General features: G+C 46.4%; 14 protein-coding genes, 1 other RNA gene and 1 pseudogene. 14 read left to right on the top strand and 2 right to left on the bottom strand.

The window, feature by feature from the left end; genetic code table 11:
• Nucleotides 1-82 precede the first annotated feature (82 nt).
• Nucleotides 83-181, bottom strand: an RNA gene (ffs, locus tag ICN44_RS11580) — signal recognition particle sRNA small type.
• Between the two features lie 32 nt (nucleotides 182-213).
• Between ffs and dnaX the strand changes: the two genes are divergently transcribed.
• The 14 genes and pseudogenes from dnaX to rlmD all read left to right on the top strand — a co-directional run bounded on the left by dnaX (nucleotide 214) and on the right by rlmD (nucleotide 15,773).
• Entirely contained in the window at nucleotides 214-1,875 is a 1,662-nt protein-coding gene (gene dnaX / locus ICN44_RS11585; RefSeq protein WP_216264081.1) for a DNA polymerase III subunit gamma/tau, read from the top strand.
• A 52-nt stretch (nucleotides 1,876-1,927) separates the two neighbouring features.
• Nucleotides 1,928-2,251 (top strand): YbaB/EbfC family nucleoid-associated protein, encoded by a 324-nt coding sequence (locus ICN44_RS11590; protein WP_216264082.1) that lies wholly within the window; start codon nucleotides 1,928-1,930, stop codon nucleotides 2,249-2,251.
• 33 nt (nucleotides 2,252-2,284) lie between these two features.
• Entirely contained in the window at nucleotides 2,285-2,899 is a 615-nt protein-coding gene (gene recR, locus ICN44_RS11595) for a recombination mediator RecR (protein WP_215359810.1), read from the top strand.
• A gap of 128 nt (nucleotides 2,900-3,027) precedes the next feature.
• The gene (locus tag ICN44_RS11600) at nucleotides 3,028-3,294 is read left to right on the top strand and encodes a type II toxin-antitoxin system RelB/DinJ family antitoxin (protein WP_216264083.1); all 267 of its coding nucleotides are present in this window, start codon (nucleotides 3,028-3,030) and stop codon (nucleotides 3,292-3,294) included.
• Entirely contained in the window at nucleotides 3,281-3,565 is a 285-nt protein-coding gene (locus tag ICN44_RS11605) for a type II toxin-antitoxin system YafQ family toxin (RefSeq protein WP_216264084.1), read from the top strand. Before ICN44_RS11600 ends, ICN44_RS11605 begins: the two co-directional genes overlap by 14 nt.
• A gap of 223 nt (nucleotides 3,566-3,788) precedes the next feature.
• Nucleotides 3,789-5,204 (top strand): carbohydrate porin, encoded by a 1,416-nt coding sequence (locus ICN44_RS11610; protein WP_216264085.1) that lies wholly within the window; start codon nucleotides 3,789-3,791, stop codon nucleotides 5,202-5,204.
• Nucleotides 5,205-5,390: 186 nt separating this feature from the next.
• A complete protein-coding gene (locus tag ICN44_RS11615) occupies nucleotides 5,391-6,920 on the top strand; it encodes a TolC family protein (RefSeq protein WP_216264086.1) in 1,530 nt (509 codons plus the stop codon).
• 9 nt (nucleotides 6,921-6,929) lie between these two features.
• Nucleotides 6,930-8,189, top strand: coding sequence for an efflux RND transporter periplasmic adaptor subunit (locus ICN44_RS11620; protein ID WP_216264087.1), 1,260 nt, complete (start codon nucleotides 6,930-6,932; stop codon nucleotides 8,187-8,189).
• Nucleotides 8,190-11,267, top strand: coding sequence for an efflux RND transporter permease subunit (locus ICN44_RS11625; RefSeq protein ID WP_216264088.1), 3,078 nt, complete (start codon nucleotides 8,190-8,192; stop codon nucleotides 11,265-11,267). It abuts the gene before it with no gap.
• A gap of 2 nt (nucleotides 11,268-11,269) precedes the next feature.
• Nucleotides 11,270-12,055 carry a 5'/3'-nucleotidase SurE gene (gene surE / locus ICN44_RS11630; protein ID WP_216264089.1) on the top strand — a complete coding sequence of 262 codons (786 nt, stop codon included), beginning with the start codon at nucleotides 11,270-11,272 and terminating at the stop codon, nucleotides 12,053-12,055.
• A 29-nt stretch (nucleotides 12,056-12,084) separates the two neighbouring features.
• Nucleotides 12,085-12,708 (top strand): annotated as a pseudogene (locus ICN44_RS11635) (protein-L-isoaspartate(D-aspartate) O-methyltransferase); the annotation flags it as partial.
• A gap of 37 nt (nucleotides 12,709-12,745) precedes the next feature.
• A complete protein-coding gene (locus ICN44_RS11640; RefSeq protein ID WP_216264090.1) occupies nucleotides 12,746-13,507 on the top strand; it encodes a peptidoglycan DD-metalloendopeptidase family protein in 762 nt (253 codons plus the stop codon).
• Between the two features lie 24 nt (nucleotides 13,508-13,531).
• Nucleotides 13,532-14,353, top strand: a complete 822-nt coding sequence (locus ICN44_RS11645) for a 3'-5' exonuclease (RefSeq protein WP_216264091.1) — start codon at nucleotides 13,532-13,534, stop codon at nucleotides 14,351-14,353.
• Complete coding sequence (gene rlmD / locus ICN44_RS11650) at nucleotides 14,346-15,773, top strand: 23S rRNA (uracil(1939)-C(5))-methyltransferase RlmD (RefSeq protein WP_216264128.1); 1,428 nt, start codon at nucleotides 14,346-14,348, stop codon at nucleotides 15,771-15,773. Before ICN44_RS11645 ends, rlmD begins: the two co-directional genes overlap by 8 nt.
• A gap of 351 nt (nucleotides 15,774-16,124) precedes the next feature.
• On the opposite strand, the gene ICN44_RS11655 is transcribed toward rlmD, so the two are convergent.
• Entirely contained in the window at nucleotides 16,125-16,826 is a 702-nt protein-coding gene (locus ICN44_RS11655) for a Bax inhibitor-1 family protein (RefSeq protein ID WP_216264092.1), read from the bottom strand.
• Nucleotides 16,827-16,870: the final 44 nt, after the last annotated feature.

Consider the following 16,870-nt stretch of genomic DNA (forward strand, 5'->3'; position numbering starts at 1 on the left):
ATTAAAAGAGAATTCAGGGGAGCGGGGGCTAAAAAGCTACAGAAGTAAGCCAGCTTGCTTTTAGGGCATTCAATTGGGGAGGGTGGATGAGCCAAACCCCCGGCACTGGCAGAAATTGGGTTTGGCTGCTCCGTTCCCGACCTGACCAGGTTATCCAACCCACCATGCGGGGAGGCCCATCCAATTCCATTTTAGCTTGTTAGAATGTAAGACATGACAGCATTGGCATTAGCCCGTTCGTGGCGCCCCAAAACCTTCTCTGAATTAGTCGGTCAAGACCATGTGGTTAAGGCCTTAACCCATGCTTTGGATCAGGGACGCCTCCACCACGCATGGCTCTTTACGGGTACCCGTGGAGTAGGAAAGACCACCATTGCCCGCATTATGGCTAAAGCGCTCAATTGCACGGGGTCTGATGGTTCCGGCAAAATGACCTCAGAGCCTTGTGGCAAATGCCCAGCTTGCATGGAAATCGATGCAGGCCGCTTTGTTGACTATATAGAGATGGATGCTGCAAGTAATCGTGGTGTGGACGATATTGCCGCTCTCCTAGAAAAAGCAGCTTACGCACCCAGCAATGCGCGTTATAAGGTCTACATGATTGACGAGGTGCACATGCTCACCAATCATGCCTTTAATGCCATGCTTAAAACATTGGAAGAGCCGCCAGAGCACGTTAAATTTATTCTAGCGACCACTGATCCTCAAAAGATCCCAGTAACCATCTTGTCTCGTTGCTTGCAGTTCAATCTCAAGCAAATGCCAGTACCGCTCATCGTTGAGCATTTAGAAAAAGTGCTTGCTGCTGAGAAGGTAGAGTGCGAAGTCAATGCCTTGCGTGTTCTTGCCAAGGCGGCTCAAGGTTCAATGCGCGATGCTTTATCGCTAACCGATCAGGCTATTGCCTATGCGGCTGGCAAAGTTAGCGAAGAATCCGTACGTGGCATGCTGGGCACATTAGATGACGCTTATCTCATTCGCATTCTCGATTGCTTGATTGCTAAAGATGGTGCAAGCCTTCTTGCAGTTGCAAACGAAATGGGTGAGCGCAGTATGTCTTTCTCATTAGCGTTGCAAGATCTTTCAAGCTTGTTGCAAAAAATTGCAGCAGCGCAAGTGGTTCCGGAATCCGTTTTAGAAGATTGGCCAGAAGCAGGTGAGATTCGTCGCTTGGCAGGCCAGCTCACAAAAGAAGAGGCGCAACTCTTCTATCAAATTACGATTACAAGTCGTCCAGACTTATCGCTGGCGCCAGATGAGCAAACTGGCTTTGCGATGACTCTGTTACGTATGTTGGCGTTTCGTCCCGGAAGCAATAGCAGCGGAGGAGGCAATTCTTCTTCAGCGCCATCATCACCCTCGACTCCACCAGTCAATACTGCTCGGCCAGCAGCGTCCGCACCAGCACCTGCTGCTAGAGCAGCTGCCCCTGTCGCTCCGGTATCGACACCGTCAGCACCAGCTGCACAAATTTCCGTGGCCAGTTCTGCCGAGCGTCCTGATTGGCATGCCTTGATGCGACAGTTACCCGTTAAAGGAATGGTGCAGCAGTTAGCATTTCAGACAGAGTTGCAAGATTGGAATGATTCACCTGCTGGGGTACGCGCAACCATCGTTACGCCGATGCCGCAGTTAACTTCAGAAGCTTCTGTTGGTCGTTTGGCTGATGCGCTTACAGCTCACTTTGGCAAGCCCGTCAAGATCGTAATTGAAAAGGGCGAAGTAGAAGGCAAGACAGTGGCTAAGGTGGATGCCCAGATTCATCAAGAGAAAAGAATGAATGCGGAGCAAATGATTGCTGCCGATCCATTTATTCAGCAATTAGAAAAAGAGTTTGGCGCCAAAGTAGTCGGCGGTTCTGTTAAGCCTCTTTAATTCAATATCAATATTCATAAATCACAATTAATACCACTAAGGAAATAAAGCGATGATGAAAGGTGGACTTGCTGGCCTCATGAAACAGGCTCAGCAGATGCAAGAGAAGATGAAGCTAGCGCAAGAGCAATTGGCTGCGTTGGAAGTAACTGGCCAAGCTGCCGGTGGCTTGGTAAAAGTAACTGTCTCTGGCAAATACGAACTCAAACGTGTGCAGATTGATCCGGGTGCCATGGATGATCGTGAGATGTTGGAAGACCTCATCGTGACTGCCTACACAGAAGCATTCAAACAGGTTGAAGCGGCAAGTGCCCAGATGATGTCTGGCGCTACTGCTGGTATGCCAATGCCTCCTGGCTTTAAGTTGCCGTTCTAATTCAATTTTGTTAAATACGAACCTGATTATTTAATGGCGCGCATAGAAGCCCCTCAAGATGCTCTCGGTCGTTTGATTGAGGCATTGCGCGTTCTGCCTGGAGTGGGACCAAAATCTGCTCAGCGCATGGCATTCTATCTACTGCAGCATGATCGTAATGGTGCAGCAGTACTTGCTCAATCATTAGGTGAGGCAGTTGAGACTGTTGGTCACTGCGCTCGTTGCAATACTTTCTCAGAAACGCAGGTTTGTAGTACTTGTTCCGATGGTCGCCGTGATCCTTCTTTGCTTTGCATAGTAGAAACACCTGCTGACCAGGTGATGGTGGAACAGACGCTCAGTTTTAAAGGTAATTACTTTGTATTAATGGGTCGTCTCTCACCACTCGATGGTATGGGCCCAAATGAAATCGGCTTTGATCGATTGCTCAATCGCATTGAGACTCCCGATACCGGTATACCGATTCGTGAAGTGGTCCTGGCTACGAATTTCACGAGTGAAGGTGAGGCTACTGCCCACTATATTGGTGAAGTACTTAAAGCCAAGGGCATCAAAGTTACTCGTATAGCAAGAGGCATCCCAGTTGGTGGCGAGCTTGAGTATGTGGATGCGGGCACCTTGGCTCGCGCCTTAATGGATCGTCGTTAGACCATCGTTTACCTACAAAGTATTCTGTAAAAAGGGGCATTGAGCCCCTTTTTTATTTTCCATTTTCTGTTAAAATGTAGTCACATTGAGACTACATAATAATTCAATGTTTTTAGTGGGAGAGTTGTATGACTATTGCAGATACATATGTTCGCGCCAGAATAGATATGGCAACCAAAAATCGCGCATCTGATGCACTTGAGGCAATGGGCCTATCCATCTCAGATGCTATTCGTATGTTGATGTTGCGAATAGCAGATGAAAAGCAATTACCTTTTTCAGTGAAGGTTCCTAACGCTAAAACAAAAAAAGCCATAGCAGAGCTAGAGGCGGGCAAAGGAAAGCGTTTTAAAAACAGCAAGGATTTAATGGCGGATCTGCATGCGGGAGATTGAAAGATCTTCAGTATTTAAAAAAGACTTTAGGCGTATATATTCAAACCCTCGGCATAAGAAGGATATTGAAGAGCTTCTATTGCTGACGATTGATCTATTAGTGCTGGATAAGAAGTTGCCATTCAATTTACGAGATCATGATCTGATCGGCCGCTGGCATGGACACCGTGAATGTCATATCAAGCCAGATGTTTTGCTAATCTACAAAAAGCCTGATCCTCTGCTATTGCATCTTGCCCGCCTAGGCAGCCATAGTGATTTATTTGGATAAGTTGTTTTCAGGGCACACCCAAGACTAATGCGAGCGTAGTCCATGAGTGATTCTTCCCTGATCTGTCATCTTGTTGCCATAAAGACTAGGTAAATTGCTCCATATTGGGGATAATTTGGTCTGCACCACCCTTAGGCTTCAATCCTAAGTCGTGTTTGCCGATTTTCCCTATCAGAATGTGGCCCTTGCTCTGAGGCACTGGCAACCCCACTAGAAATTGTGAATGACCCGCAAGATTTATCTACTCCTCCTGCTGAGCATTATTTGTACATTGTTTGGAGCTTCTGCATTTGCGCAGCGGGCGGGTTCTGGTGCTGACCAAATTTCGAGCTTTGCGGGCGATATTGAATGGTTGCCAACAGAGGGAGAGTTGTTTGGGTTGCCAGTAAATATCCACGGTCAAACCACTTACATTAATCAGCGTTACAACAACTTCACATCCTCATATTCTGGGCAAAACAGCATGAGTGAGTTGAAGTCTATGAGCTATACCTGGTCCGGCACTTTATTCATGGGTGCTCGCTTAGCACCTAATACTGATATCTATTTCAATCCAGAAGTCGTTTCTGGTGTGCCATTTTCAGGTTTGGTTGGTCTGGGTGGCTTTACGAACGGTGAGGCTACTAAAGCAGGCGGCGCCCAGGCGAAGTTTTATTCTGCCCGCGCCTTCTTGCGTCAGACTTTTAATCAAGAGGGCGATAAAGTTCTACTTGAAAATGATGCCAATCAAATTACGCAAACAGTGAGTAGTAATCGCGTGGTGGTCACCGCTGGTCAGTTCTCTACCTTAGATATTTTCGACGATAGTCGTTATGCAAAGGATCCCCGTATTCAGTTTATGAACTGGGGCAATATGACCTACTTAGCATATGACTATGCGGCCGATGCCCGCGGCTACAGCACTGGCTTAGCGGGTGAGTGGTATCTCGATAATTGGGTATTGCGAGCTTCGCGTATGTTGGCGCCTAAGAACCCCAATGGCCGTGATTTGAGCTGGCAGATTTTTAATACTTATGGTGACCAAGTAGAGGTTGAGCGGCAACACAATATTGGCGACTTGCCAGGTAAGGTAAGTGTCTTGGCTTATCGTAACCGCATGATCTTGGCGCGCTTTCAGGATGCGACAAATTATGTAGTAGCCAATAATGCACAAGGCACACAAGCTATTAACAATGTACGCAACAACTACCAATACAAGACTGGTATTGGTATTAATGGTGAGCAAGCGTTAACCAAGGATCTTGGCATCTATGGACGCGCATTTACATCTGATGGTCATACAGAAACTATGTCATTTACAGAAGCTGATAATTCTGTTTCGGTTGGCATGGGCTTAAATGGGACAAGCTGGGAGCGTCCAAGCGACAGCATCGGCGTATCGATGATGCAAAATGGTCTTTCCAGCTATAGAAGGGGTTACTTGCAAGCTGGCGGGGTATCTTATTTCATTGGCGACTATGCAAGCCCCAGTCAAACCATCTCCTATCGTCCTGAGCGTATTGGAGAGATCTATTACAACGCGATGGTGGTTAAAAATGTGCTCGCTGGTGTGAACTTTCAGCGCATTAATAATCCGGCCTATAACTCAGCTCGGGGCCCAGTAAATATCATGTCTTTTAGGATCCATGCCGAGTTTTAAAGACTTTGCAGGCTTTAACCATCATTATTATCTTTAGAATCAATAAGATAGCAATTGTCAATAATTAGACTTTTGGCTTTTGTACCCTATAATCCTTAAAACCCCCAGAAACAGCTTTGGACTGGTTCTAAATCCACATCTGGGGCTATAAAAACAGCATTTTTATTGATTTAGAGGCAGCCGCTTTTGTTGATTCTCGGCAAACACAAAACTAGCGTAGCGACACCGCTCAAAAGAGTGACTCCATTTGCAATGGCAGCCTTTGTTGTTAGCGCCTCTACTTTTTCTGTTGCAACGTTTGCTCAGTCATCTATCGATAGCGCTCCAGCAAGCGTTACCGTTCAGACTGGTGAGACTTCAATGACGGCGCCACCATCAATCGGTTCGCAACTAGGCGCTAGCTCTAAGGCCACCGAAATGTTTGCCCCAGTAACTAAAGCAAATACTCCGAAGATCTATACCAAGCCTATTTCATCTGGGCCAACAGAGATGGATTTGCGCCAGCTTTGGAATGAGCTCAAAGTGAACAATCCGCAATTATCTTCATTGCGTGAGTCTTACTTATCTGCCAAGGCAACTGTTCCACAAATTAATGCACCAGCCAATCCACAGGTTGGATTGGTGTGGTCAGGAATGCCGGTGAATTCTCCTCTTGCCTTGGGTGGGGCAAATGCACCATCACAGCAATATCCTGGAGGTATCAGTAGTAACAATGCTATTTCGATTGCGCAACCTTTTCAGTTTCCGGGCAAAAAAAGTTTAGCCGCGAATATTGCTGATACAAATGCAGAGGCCTTGTTGGCGCAGTCAGAGGCAACCTATTTGCAGCTAGGTGCACAACTTTCCAGTCTTTACTACAGCGCACTCGCCTCACAAAAGCAATTACAGGTTCTTAAAGAATCCGTTATCCGTCTAGGAATGATTAAGAATGTAGCTAAGGCCCGTTATGCAAATAATGCTGCAGCTTATGTTGAGTATCTGAATGCGCAGGTAGCGCAAAGCGCTGCTGAGGCTGATCAATTTAATGTTGACCGTCAACTTCAAGTTGCACTCAATAATATTAATACTTTAGTAGGTCGACACTCCCGTGAGAAGCTAGTGCTCCGTGGTGATGTGCGCCGTGCTATGAACGGTGTACCTACATTAGTTGAGCTTGAAGACTATGCTGAAAGTAGTCATCCCGCTTTAAAGAGCTCTGCGCTGCAATTAGATGCTGCACGTAAAGGCGTGGATCTTGCAAAGAAAGCTTATTTGCCAGACTTCCAAGTGATTGGTTCATCCTACACGCCGCGTGGCCCATTTTCCGCAAACAATGGCGCACTGTTCTACCAGTTGGAGCTGGACCTCATCATTCCTTTGTATTTCTTTACCAAGGAAAAGTACGGGGTAGAGCAGGCACAGCGCAATCAAGCGGCTGCTGAGGCAGGTAATATCTCTAATCGTCAGCAAATCGTGCTCGCTGTGAATACTGCTTATGCTGCTTATGAGCAAGCTAAGAATCAAACCCAGTTTTTGAAAGATCGCCAAGTACCACAAGCAGATGCTGCTTACAAGGTAGGATTAATTCAGTATTCCAATAACGGTCAAGGCTTTAATGATTTATTGACGGCACAGACGCAGTTGCGTAATTTAGAGGTGCAACTGGCTTTGGCGGAAGCAAATTTGATGCAATCCCAGGCAGTCTTGCTGGTTTCTGCTGGCAAAGAACCTTTTTAAGGAGTTGTTTTGAAGGACAAGTTAACCAATATCCTCAAGCGAGCTTCCGAAGAGATTCAGAAGCTAAGGGATAAATTTACTGCTCGCATCGCCGCCAATACCAATGAGATTCACCGCTCATACTGGGCGCTTCCACCAGAGACGCGTGCGCGCCTCCGCTTAGTCATAATTTGTGTTTCTATTTTGATGCTGGGTATTGTGATTGGTTTATTCGTTAACGTGAACCGTCCGGTTAAGCTCGAAAAAACAGCTAAGACTTTATCGATTGAAAACACCGGTGCAATGGAGTTAAAGCTCCCAGGTGTAGATCTCAATCCCAACATTTATATTTTCCAAGATGCCGTAAAAACTCAAGTGCCTGTTGAGTTAAGTGTTCCGGGCCGCCTAGCATTTAATGCTGAAAAATCTAAGGTACTCTCTGCTAGAGCCCCTGGAAGGGTAGAGCGTATCTATGCTTTTGATGGCGCGCCAGTTGAAGTCGGCTCTCCAGTGGTTGAGCTCTATAGTCCTGAGTTTCTCTCTGCGCAACAAGAGTATTTATTGTCCTCTAAGACCGCTAAAGTGCTTGAGGCGAACAAGACAATGAGTGATCTGTTGGGCGATGCTCAAATTACGCAACAGGCTGCTGCAAACCGGATGCGTAATCTAGGGGCGAGTGATGGAGATATTAAGACTTTAGATAAGAGTGGAAAAACCCAATATAACTTGGTGATGCGTTCACCTTTGCAGGGTCTGGTGGTAAAGCGCTCAATAGAGCCAGGATCGATCGTAAATGCTGGCGATGTTTTGGTGACTTTGGCCAACCCTAAAGAGCTATGGTTCCTAGGTAATGTGTATGAGCAGGATATTCGGAAGATTCAAAAAGGCCAGGCCATGGTGCTGCGTTCCGAGTCCTATCCTGATAAAGAATTTATTGCTAAAGCTAATTACATTGCGCCAGCAATTGATCCAGAGACACATGCTTTGCTCATACGCTGTGATGTTGAAAATACCGATGGTTTCTTACGTCCTGATATGTATGTCAGTGCAAAACTTAAGACAGGCGAGGCAGAGGCTGTTGTGGTTCCTCAGTCAGCGATTGTGAGAGTGCGCGAGATGCGTTATGTCATCATCAAAACATCTAAAGACACCTTCCGCCGTTTTTCTGTGAAAGGCTACGATCTTGATGGTAAGCGTTTCGCAGTAACTGAGGGTCTAGATCCTGGAATGTTAGTCTTAACTGATGGCGCGGTTCTATTGAACGACCGTTTTGCCAAGCAGGAGGAATAATTGAGTTTTGTAACCTCCTTCATTCGGGGAGTTTTAGATAAGCGCGTCATTATTTTATTTGCCGCTGCTGTGCTGTTGGTGCTTGGCACATTTAGCTTAAAACAATTACCGATTCAGCCATACCCAGGAGTGGCGCCGCTGACGATTCAGGCGATTTCCCAATGGCCAGGGAGAAGTACAACTGAGGTCGAGCAACAAGTCACTATTCCAGTTGAGAATGCCTTAGCTGGTATTCCGGGGGTCAAAGCGTTTCGCTCGGTATCTCTGTTTGGTTTGTCCGTTGTTACGTTGAAGTTCAATGACAATGCCGACCCCTTTAAAGTTCGCCAAATCTTCATCACCAATTTAGGCAATGTGGCGTTTCCGGCAGGGGTAAGTTCCAGTGTTAGTCCAGATTCAGATGCGACTGGTGAAATCTTGCGTTACCAGGTGACTTCTGATTACGCGTCACCTACACGTCTTAAGACCTTACAAAACTACGAAATCTATAAAGAGCTCAAGCAAACTCCAGGGGTAGCTGACGTTTCTTCCTTTGGTGGCAAAGTTCGCCAATATCAAGTCATTGTTAGCCCAGAAAGCCTTCAGTCCAAAGGGGTGACTGTGCCTCAGGTGATCGATGCACTAACGAAAGCGAATGACAACACGGGTGGTGGCATATTGCCAAGTGGCGAGCAACAGTTTGTCGTGCGCGGTGTGGGCCTACTGAAGAATATTGCTGATATCAAACAAGTAGTTGTTGCAGTTAATAAGGGCGTACCAGTTCGAATTGGCGATATTGCAACTGTTCTTATTGGTAATGCACCCCGCTTGGGCCTGTTTCAGTTCGATAGTAATCCAGACTCTGTTGAAGGGATAGTCTATCTACGTCGCGGTGAAAATGCCTCAGAAGTCTTAGCTCGCGTGCGTGAAAAAATTGACAACGTCAATAATCACATCTTGCCACCCGGTATTCAGGTGAGACCTTTTTATGACCGACAGGTGTTGCTGGACATCACTGTAGGCACTGTGAAGCACACCATGTTCTTTGGCATCACCATGGTTCTGGTATTGCTCTATGTATTTTTAGGCAACTTCCGCGCTGCGGCAGTCGTTGCCGCTGTGATTCCATTAGCGCTATGTTTCTCATTCATCATGATGTACATTTTCAATGTGCCAGCGAATTTGATCTCGTTAGGAGCAATTGACTTTGGGGTGATTGTGGACGCAGCAGTGATCATCACAGAAAACGTGATGCGTCACATGGAAGAGGGCGGCAAGCGGGTCAACCAAAGCATTATTTTGGCTACTAGCGAAGTCCAGCGTGCCATGATTTATTCCACCAGCATCATCATTGTGGCTTATTCACCATTGTTTTTAATGGGCGGTGTTGAAGGCATCATCTTTAAGCCGATGGCGTTCACCATGGGCTTTGCTTTGGTAGCCTCGATTATTCTGAGTTTGACCTTCTTGCCGGCATCGATGTCTTATGTTTTTGGTGAAAATTTCCATCATGCGCCGCCTAAATTCATTACTTGGATGCTCGAGCGTTATCGCCCTTTGCTCCGAAAGTGGATGGATCATCCTCGTCATGTGATTGCTGTATCTATTTTTATCTTAGGCGTAACTTTATTAAGCGCGACTCGGTTGGGAACGGCGTTCTTACCAACGCTCGAAGAAAACAATATTTGGTTGCGCGTGACCTTACCTAATACGGTTGATCTTGATTACTCTATTAAGGTTGCCAATCAACTGCGTGAGACTTTCTTAAAGCAGCCAGAATTAGAAAAAGTTGCCGTTCAAATTGGTCGCCCTGATGATGGTACGGACTCTACTGGGGTATTTAACCAAGAGTACGGCTTGTATCTAAAGTCTCCTGAGTCGATGCCAAAAGGCACAAGCAAGCATGTTCTATTACAACATCTGCAGGCTGAGCTTGATAAGATCCCGGGTATTAATTACAGCTTCTCTCAGTACATACAGGATAACGTGAATGAGGCCTTATCTGGAGTTAAGGGAGAAAACTCAGTCAAAATTTTTGGCTCCGATCTAGAGGTGCTTGCACAAAAAGCGCATGAAGTAGTGACGCAACTCAAAAAAGTACGCGGTATTGAGGATGAAAATACCCTCAAAGAATTGGGTCAACCTACTTTGAATATTCAGATCGATCGCGATAAGGCTGCGCGTTACGGCGTGAATGTCAGTGATATTCAAACAGTGGTTGCAAATTCGATTGGTGGTGCGCCAGTTTCAAATTTCCTAGAAGATGAAAAAACCTTTGGAATTGCCGTTCGTTTAAATGAAGCAAGCCGCAACGATATCCCCGATGTCACTAATTTATTGATCGATACACCTAATGGACAAAAAGTTCCCTTGGGTATGGTGGCTAATGTTCGTTTAAGCGATGGTCCATTCTTTATCTATCGTGAAGCAGGTAAGCGCTATATCGCTGTGATTTTTAGTGTACGTGGTCGAGACTTGGGTAGTGCTGTAGAGGATGCCAAGTATTTAGTTGAAAAGAACGTAGCTTTGCCAACGAATTACACCATTGCTTGGGACGGTCAATTTAACCAAATGAAGGCTGCACAACAAAAGCTCATGGTCATCATTCCATTGACGCTCGTTGCCATTTTCTTATTGCTTGTAACTGCCTTGGGTAATTTCCGCGATGCAGTGATTGTTTTGATCAACGTTCCATTCGCTGCTATTGGCGGCATCATTGCTTTGCATCTTGGTGGCGAGACCTTGAGTATTTCCGCTTTATTTGGATTCCTATCACTCTTTGGCATTGCGATTCAAGACGGTGTGATTTTGATCTCCTATATTAATAAAACGGTAGCTGAAGAGCATGGCGCCATGAAGGATGCGATGGTAGATGGTGCTGCATTGCGCGTTCGCCCTGTATTGATGACAGCAATGTTGGCTGGATTAGGTCTCCTACCTGCAGCTTTGTCACATTCGATCGGTTCCGAGGCACAGCGTCCCTTGGCTCTTGTGATTGTGGGCGGAATGGTAACTACTACGATTTTGACTTTACTAGTATTGCCAGTGATCTACGCAGCAATGAGAGCGCGTGGCAAACACAAACCAGGACTCGTTTAATCATGTCTAAGCAACCCCACATCCTGGTCTCTAATGACGATGGCTATTTAGCTCCTGGCCTGTTGGCTTTAGTGAATGCGGTGCGTCCCTTGGGTCGTATTACCGTGATTGCTCCTGAGCAGAACCATAGCGGTGCCTCGAATTCACTCACATTATCTAGACCATTGTCGATTCATCGCGTTGCTGGTGGCGAGCGGGATGGCTTTTTCTTTGTCAACGGCACGCCAACCGATTGTGTGCACGTTGCCATGACCGGATTTTTGGATGAGAAACCTGACCTAGTGATCTCTGGCATCAATCAAGGCGAGAACATGGGTGAAGATACGCTTTACTCTGGCACAGTTGCTGCTGCAGTTGAGGGTGTGATGTTTGGTGTTCCTGGCATTGCTTTCTCACAAATTGATCGCGGCTGGAATCGCATTGAAGATGCCGCTAAAGCAGCGCATGATGTAGTAGCCCAAATGTTGGTTTCTGCCTTGGCTCGTACTGAGGGTACAGCAACGCTACTGAACGTCAACATCCCTAATCGTCCTTATGCTGATTTATATCGCTGGCGTGTAACGCGTCTTGGCAATCGTCATCACTCTCAACCAGTGGTGGTGCAAGACAGTCCACGTGGTGAGAAGATCTACTGGATCGGCGCTGCGGGCGATGTCAAAGAGGGCTCTGAAGGCACAGACTTTCATGCGATTGCTGAAGGATGTATTTCGATTACGCCAATGCAACTCGATTTAACGCACCATGCTCGTTTAGCAGCGATGCGCGCGAATGGTTGGGATCGCGGTTGAAGGCTCCAACCGAACGCTTTGCTGCTTATCGGCAGGCCCTAGCAGCAAAAGTACATGCTGGCGGAGTAAAGCACGGTAAAACATTAGAGGCGATTGCTACTGTTCCTCGGCACGCTTTTATGGATGCTGGATTGCATGCGCAAGCCTACGAAGATACTGCGCTACCAATTGGGCATGAGCAGACTATCTCTAAGCCATCAGTAGTGGCACGCATGATTGAGTTGCTTCACAAGCCTAAACATAAACTGGGCAAAGTATTGGAGATTGGTACCGGTTGCGGTTACCAAGCGGCGGTTCTGAGTTTATTGGCAGATGAGGTTTACTCTATAGAGCGTATTCGTCCGCTGCATGACATGGCAAGAGCTAAGTTGCGCCCATTTCGGATTAATAATCTTCGTTTGATTTACGGTGACGGTATTTTAGGTTTGCCTCAGGCCGCTCCATTTGATGGGATTATTTTGGCAGCAGCTGGCTTGGGTATTCCGGATGCCTTACTTGACCAATTAGCAATTGGAGGGCGCTTAGTTGCCCCAGTCGCCAAAAATGACAAAGAGCAACAACTGGTGATGGTTGAAAGAATGAGTTCCCAGCGCTATCAAAGAACTGTACTGGACGGGGTCTTTTTTGTACCCTTACAATCAGGGGTAGTATGAGATTTATGATGAATTCACTAATTCAGAACCCAATTTGATGCCATCCACTTTATTGAAACCCCTCCTTATTGCGTTCCTATCCGCATCCTTGATGTTGATGGTTGGATGTTCTACACCTCGCACTAAGCCTGCTAGCGTGACTGATCGCAGTGTTGGCTCAAGCGAGCCTACGCCTGCCGGCTACTATCGTGTTAAAAAAGGCGACACACTCGCGCGCATTGCTTTGGACCATGGTCAGGCACCGCGTGATGTAGTTCAATGGAATAAAGCAGCTAACCCAAGCTTTAACCCAAATATCATTGAGGTTGACGACTTAATTTTAATTAAAGCGCCTGGCGGATCTAAGTCAGCACGCGTGGTTGAGAAAAAACCATCTTCTGAAAGGTCAGACTCAGTAGCTTCCACTCCAGAGCCAGTGAAAAACGAGGTAGTTGCTGAGCCAAGCATTCGTTTATCTTGGCCTGCAAAAGGTAAGGTTACTGGTGAGTTCAATGAAACCAATAAAGGGATTGATATTGCTGGTAAGGTCGGCGAGCCAGTTCTTGCCGCCTCTGATGGCAAAGTAGTCTACGCCGGTAATAGTTTGCGTGGCTATGGCAACCTGGTGATTGTTAAGCACGACAACACCTATCTCACTGCTTATGCCCACAACAGTAAGCTCTTGGTAAAAGAGGGTGATACCGTTCGTAAGGGTCAGAAGATTGCGGAGATGGGCGATACAGACGCTACTGCACCTAAACTCCATTTCGAGTTACGCGTTAACGGTAAACCGGTTAATCCAGCGCCGTACTTGCAGTAATGTTGTTGGTCTAGGGTAGGCGCCATGGCGACCGTTCTTGTGTTTGATATTGAAACCATTCCAGATATCGCTGGATTGCGTCGTCTGGAGGATTTTCCAGACTCCATGAGTGATGCCGAGGTTGCTAGCAAAGTGATGGCTGAGCGCGCAGAAAAGACCGGTAGTGAATTTCTGCCCTTGTTTCTGCAAAAGATTGTTGCCATCTCTTGTGTGATTCGTAGAACCACTAAAGAGGGCTTGCCACAAATTAAAGTGGGCACTCTAGGCACTCCGCAGGATGATGAAAAGGTCTTAATACAAGCCTTCTTTGATCTCATTGAAAAATACACCCCTCAACTCGTTTCTTGGAATGGCAGCGGCTTTGATTTACCTGTGTTGCACTATCGCGCTTTAGCGAATCATGCGCAGGCCCCTCGTTATTGGGAGATGGGTGAGAGCCAGGATTCTGATAGTCGAGAATTTAAGTGGAATAACTACATCAGTCGTTATCACATGCGCCATCTCGACATGATGGATCTGTTGGCTAAATTCAATGGTCGTGCAAATGCCCCTTTAGATGGATTGGCAAAGCTATGTGGTTTTCCAGGCAAGATGGGTATGGATGGTAGTCAAGTGTGGCCTGCGTATCAGGATGGCAAGATTAATGACATCCGCCGTTACTGCGAGACCGACGTGGTCAATACCTATCTCATGTACTGTCGTTTTCAATTGCTGCGTGGCGGTTTTTCTCACGCTGAATATCAAGAAGAAATTGATTTCGTAAAAGCTTATTTAGAAAAAGAATCTAAAGAGCCTAATGGCAGTCAGTGGCAAGAATATCTCCAAGGTTTTTCTGCGGATGCGTAGAGGAGATAAGCCAGTCAATATTGAGGTGACTGAGCCAATTAAAGTCGAAGCACTGGATTTGGATGCCCAGGGGATTGCACGCCTATCTCCCAATGAGGAGGAGGCCGCCCAAGGTCAGAGTGGTAAAGTAATCTTTATTAAAGGTGCATTGCCAACTGAGTTGGTCACTTACACCATCACCAGTAATAAAGCCCGCTTTAGCAAAGCCAAAGTACGCGACATTTTGAAACCCGCCGTGTTTAGGGCGGAACCTAAGTGCAAAGCTTTTGGTGTGTGTGGTGGCTGCACCATGCAGCATCTAGACATCAGGGCGCAAGTAGCAATGAAGCAGCGTGTACTTGAGGATGACTTACAACATATTGCTAAGGTTAGGCCGCAAGAAATTCTGCGCCCGATGGGTGGACCTACTTGGGAATATCGTCACCGAGCACGTCTAAGCGCTGTCAATCGCTCGATTAAAAAAGGTACGGTACTCATTGGCTTTCATGAGGGTAAGAGTGGCTATGTAGCTGACATGCTAGCTTGTGAAATTTTGCCCAAGCATGTGTCGGACTTATTGCCACAGATGCGCAAGTTGGTGATGGGATTATCGATCGTTGACCGTATGCCTCAGATTGAGATTGCGGTTGGTGAACCGGAAGATGTCTTCTCGGATGATCCCAAGAAATCAAAACCAGTTACTGCTTTAGTGTTTCGCAATCTCAAACCTTTAACGGCTGAAGATGAGCAACTTCTCCGACAGTTTGCTGATCAGCACCAGGTTTGGATATGGCTCCAGCCTAAAGGGATAGAGACTGTGGCACCGTTTTATCCCGAGACCGGCAAGCTTTGTTATCGGCTGCCCGAGTTTGAGATTGAGATGCCATTTAAACCTGCGGATTTCACACAGGTCAATCACATGATGAACCGTGCATTGGTGAGTAGGGCGATTCGATTGCTTGAAGTCAAGGAAACAGATCGAGTATTGGATCTCTTTTGCGGTATTGGCAACTTCACATTACCGCTTGCCAGAAAAGCAAAACAAGTTTTGGGGATCGAGGGTTTAGAGAGTTTGACTACTCGAGCTAAAGCCAATGCAGAGCATAACGGGCTCGTTGATAAAGCCAGTTTTATGCAAAGCGATTTATTTGAAGTCACAACAGAAACGATTGCATCGTGGGGCAAAGCAGAGCGCTGGTTAATGGATCCACCGCGCGAGGGTGCAATGGAGATTTGTAAGGCACTAGCAGAGTTGCATATTTCGCAAAGTGAATTATTGCCACAACGCATTGTTTACGTATCCTGTAATCCTAAAACTTTGGCGAGGGATGTAGAGATCTTGTGCCACCAGGCGGGCTACACATTAAGTAGTGCAGGCATTATTAATATGTTCCCTCACACCTCCCACGTGGAGTCTATGGCCGTATTTGATCGTTTATAGCCCCAAAAAACCCAGATTTAGTTCTATTTTCCGTAAGTATTGCCCATATTTAGTGCATTTAGCCTGATGCTGGTGCGGCACAGTAAAAACCGCGTCTTATAGAAGAGTAGATTGGATTTGTGCAGCGATCTATTGCTGCCCATTCTTTTTACCTTCGGGAGCGCGTCATGAAAGCCTCAGATAGTTTTGCTATCTTATTAATTTTGATGGCACTGTCTTACGCTATAAGCATGTTTGTAGCAGTTTAATTATTTAGCTAAACAAACAGACTAAATAGCAGCAGTAAAAAAGGCGCCCGTAGGCGCCTTATGAGAAACAACACACTAAAGTTTTAGCGTGTCTTAATCTCCCTTAATCTCGATTACCACCAACAATACCCAAGAGGGCAAGTAAATTGGTGAAGACGTTATACACATCTAAATAAATGGCCAAAGTAGCCATGATGTAATTTGTCTCGCCACCATTGATGACGCGTTGTACATCAACCAAGATGAAGGCTGAGAAGATGGCGATGGCTAACACCATCACAGTCAACATCAAAGCTGGCAATTGCAACCAGATGTTTGCCAATGAGGCAACGATGAGGAGTAACACGCCAACCATAAGCCATTTGCCCATACCAGCAAAGTCACTCTTGCTTACAGTGGCAATGGTTGCCATCGTGGCAAAGATGGCGGCGGTGCCACCAAAGGACAGCATGATGAGAGTTGCACCATTGCTATAGCTGTTGAGGGTGAAGCCAATCAAGCGGGACATCATGATGCCCATAAAGAAGGTGAAGCCCAAAAGCAAGAGAACACCAACACCGGAATCTTTATTCTTTTCAATTGCCCAGAAGAAGCCAAAAGCTACCGCCATGAAGACGATGAAGCCAATAAATGGGCTGCCGGCGAACAGATTGAGACCCATGGCCACTCCAAGCCAGGCGCCGATTACAGTTGGAACCATGGAAAGCGCCAAAAGGGCGTAAGTGTTGCGAAGTACGCGATTGCGTACCTGGACGGTGCTAATTGAGCCGGTTTGGCCAAAGCCGTAAGAGTTTAGATCACTCATATTGACTCCTTCTTTTTCATAGTGAATACAAGAGCCCATTAAGG

The sequence above is a fragment of the Polynucleobacter sp. JS-Fieb-80-E5 genome (assembly GCF_018882015.1).
Classification (GTDB): domain Bacteria; phylum Pseudomonadota; class Gammaproteobacteria; order Burkholderiales; family Burkholderiaceae; genus Polynucleobacter.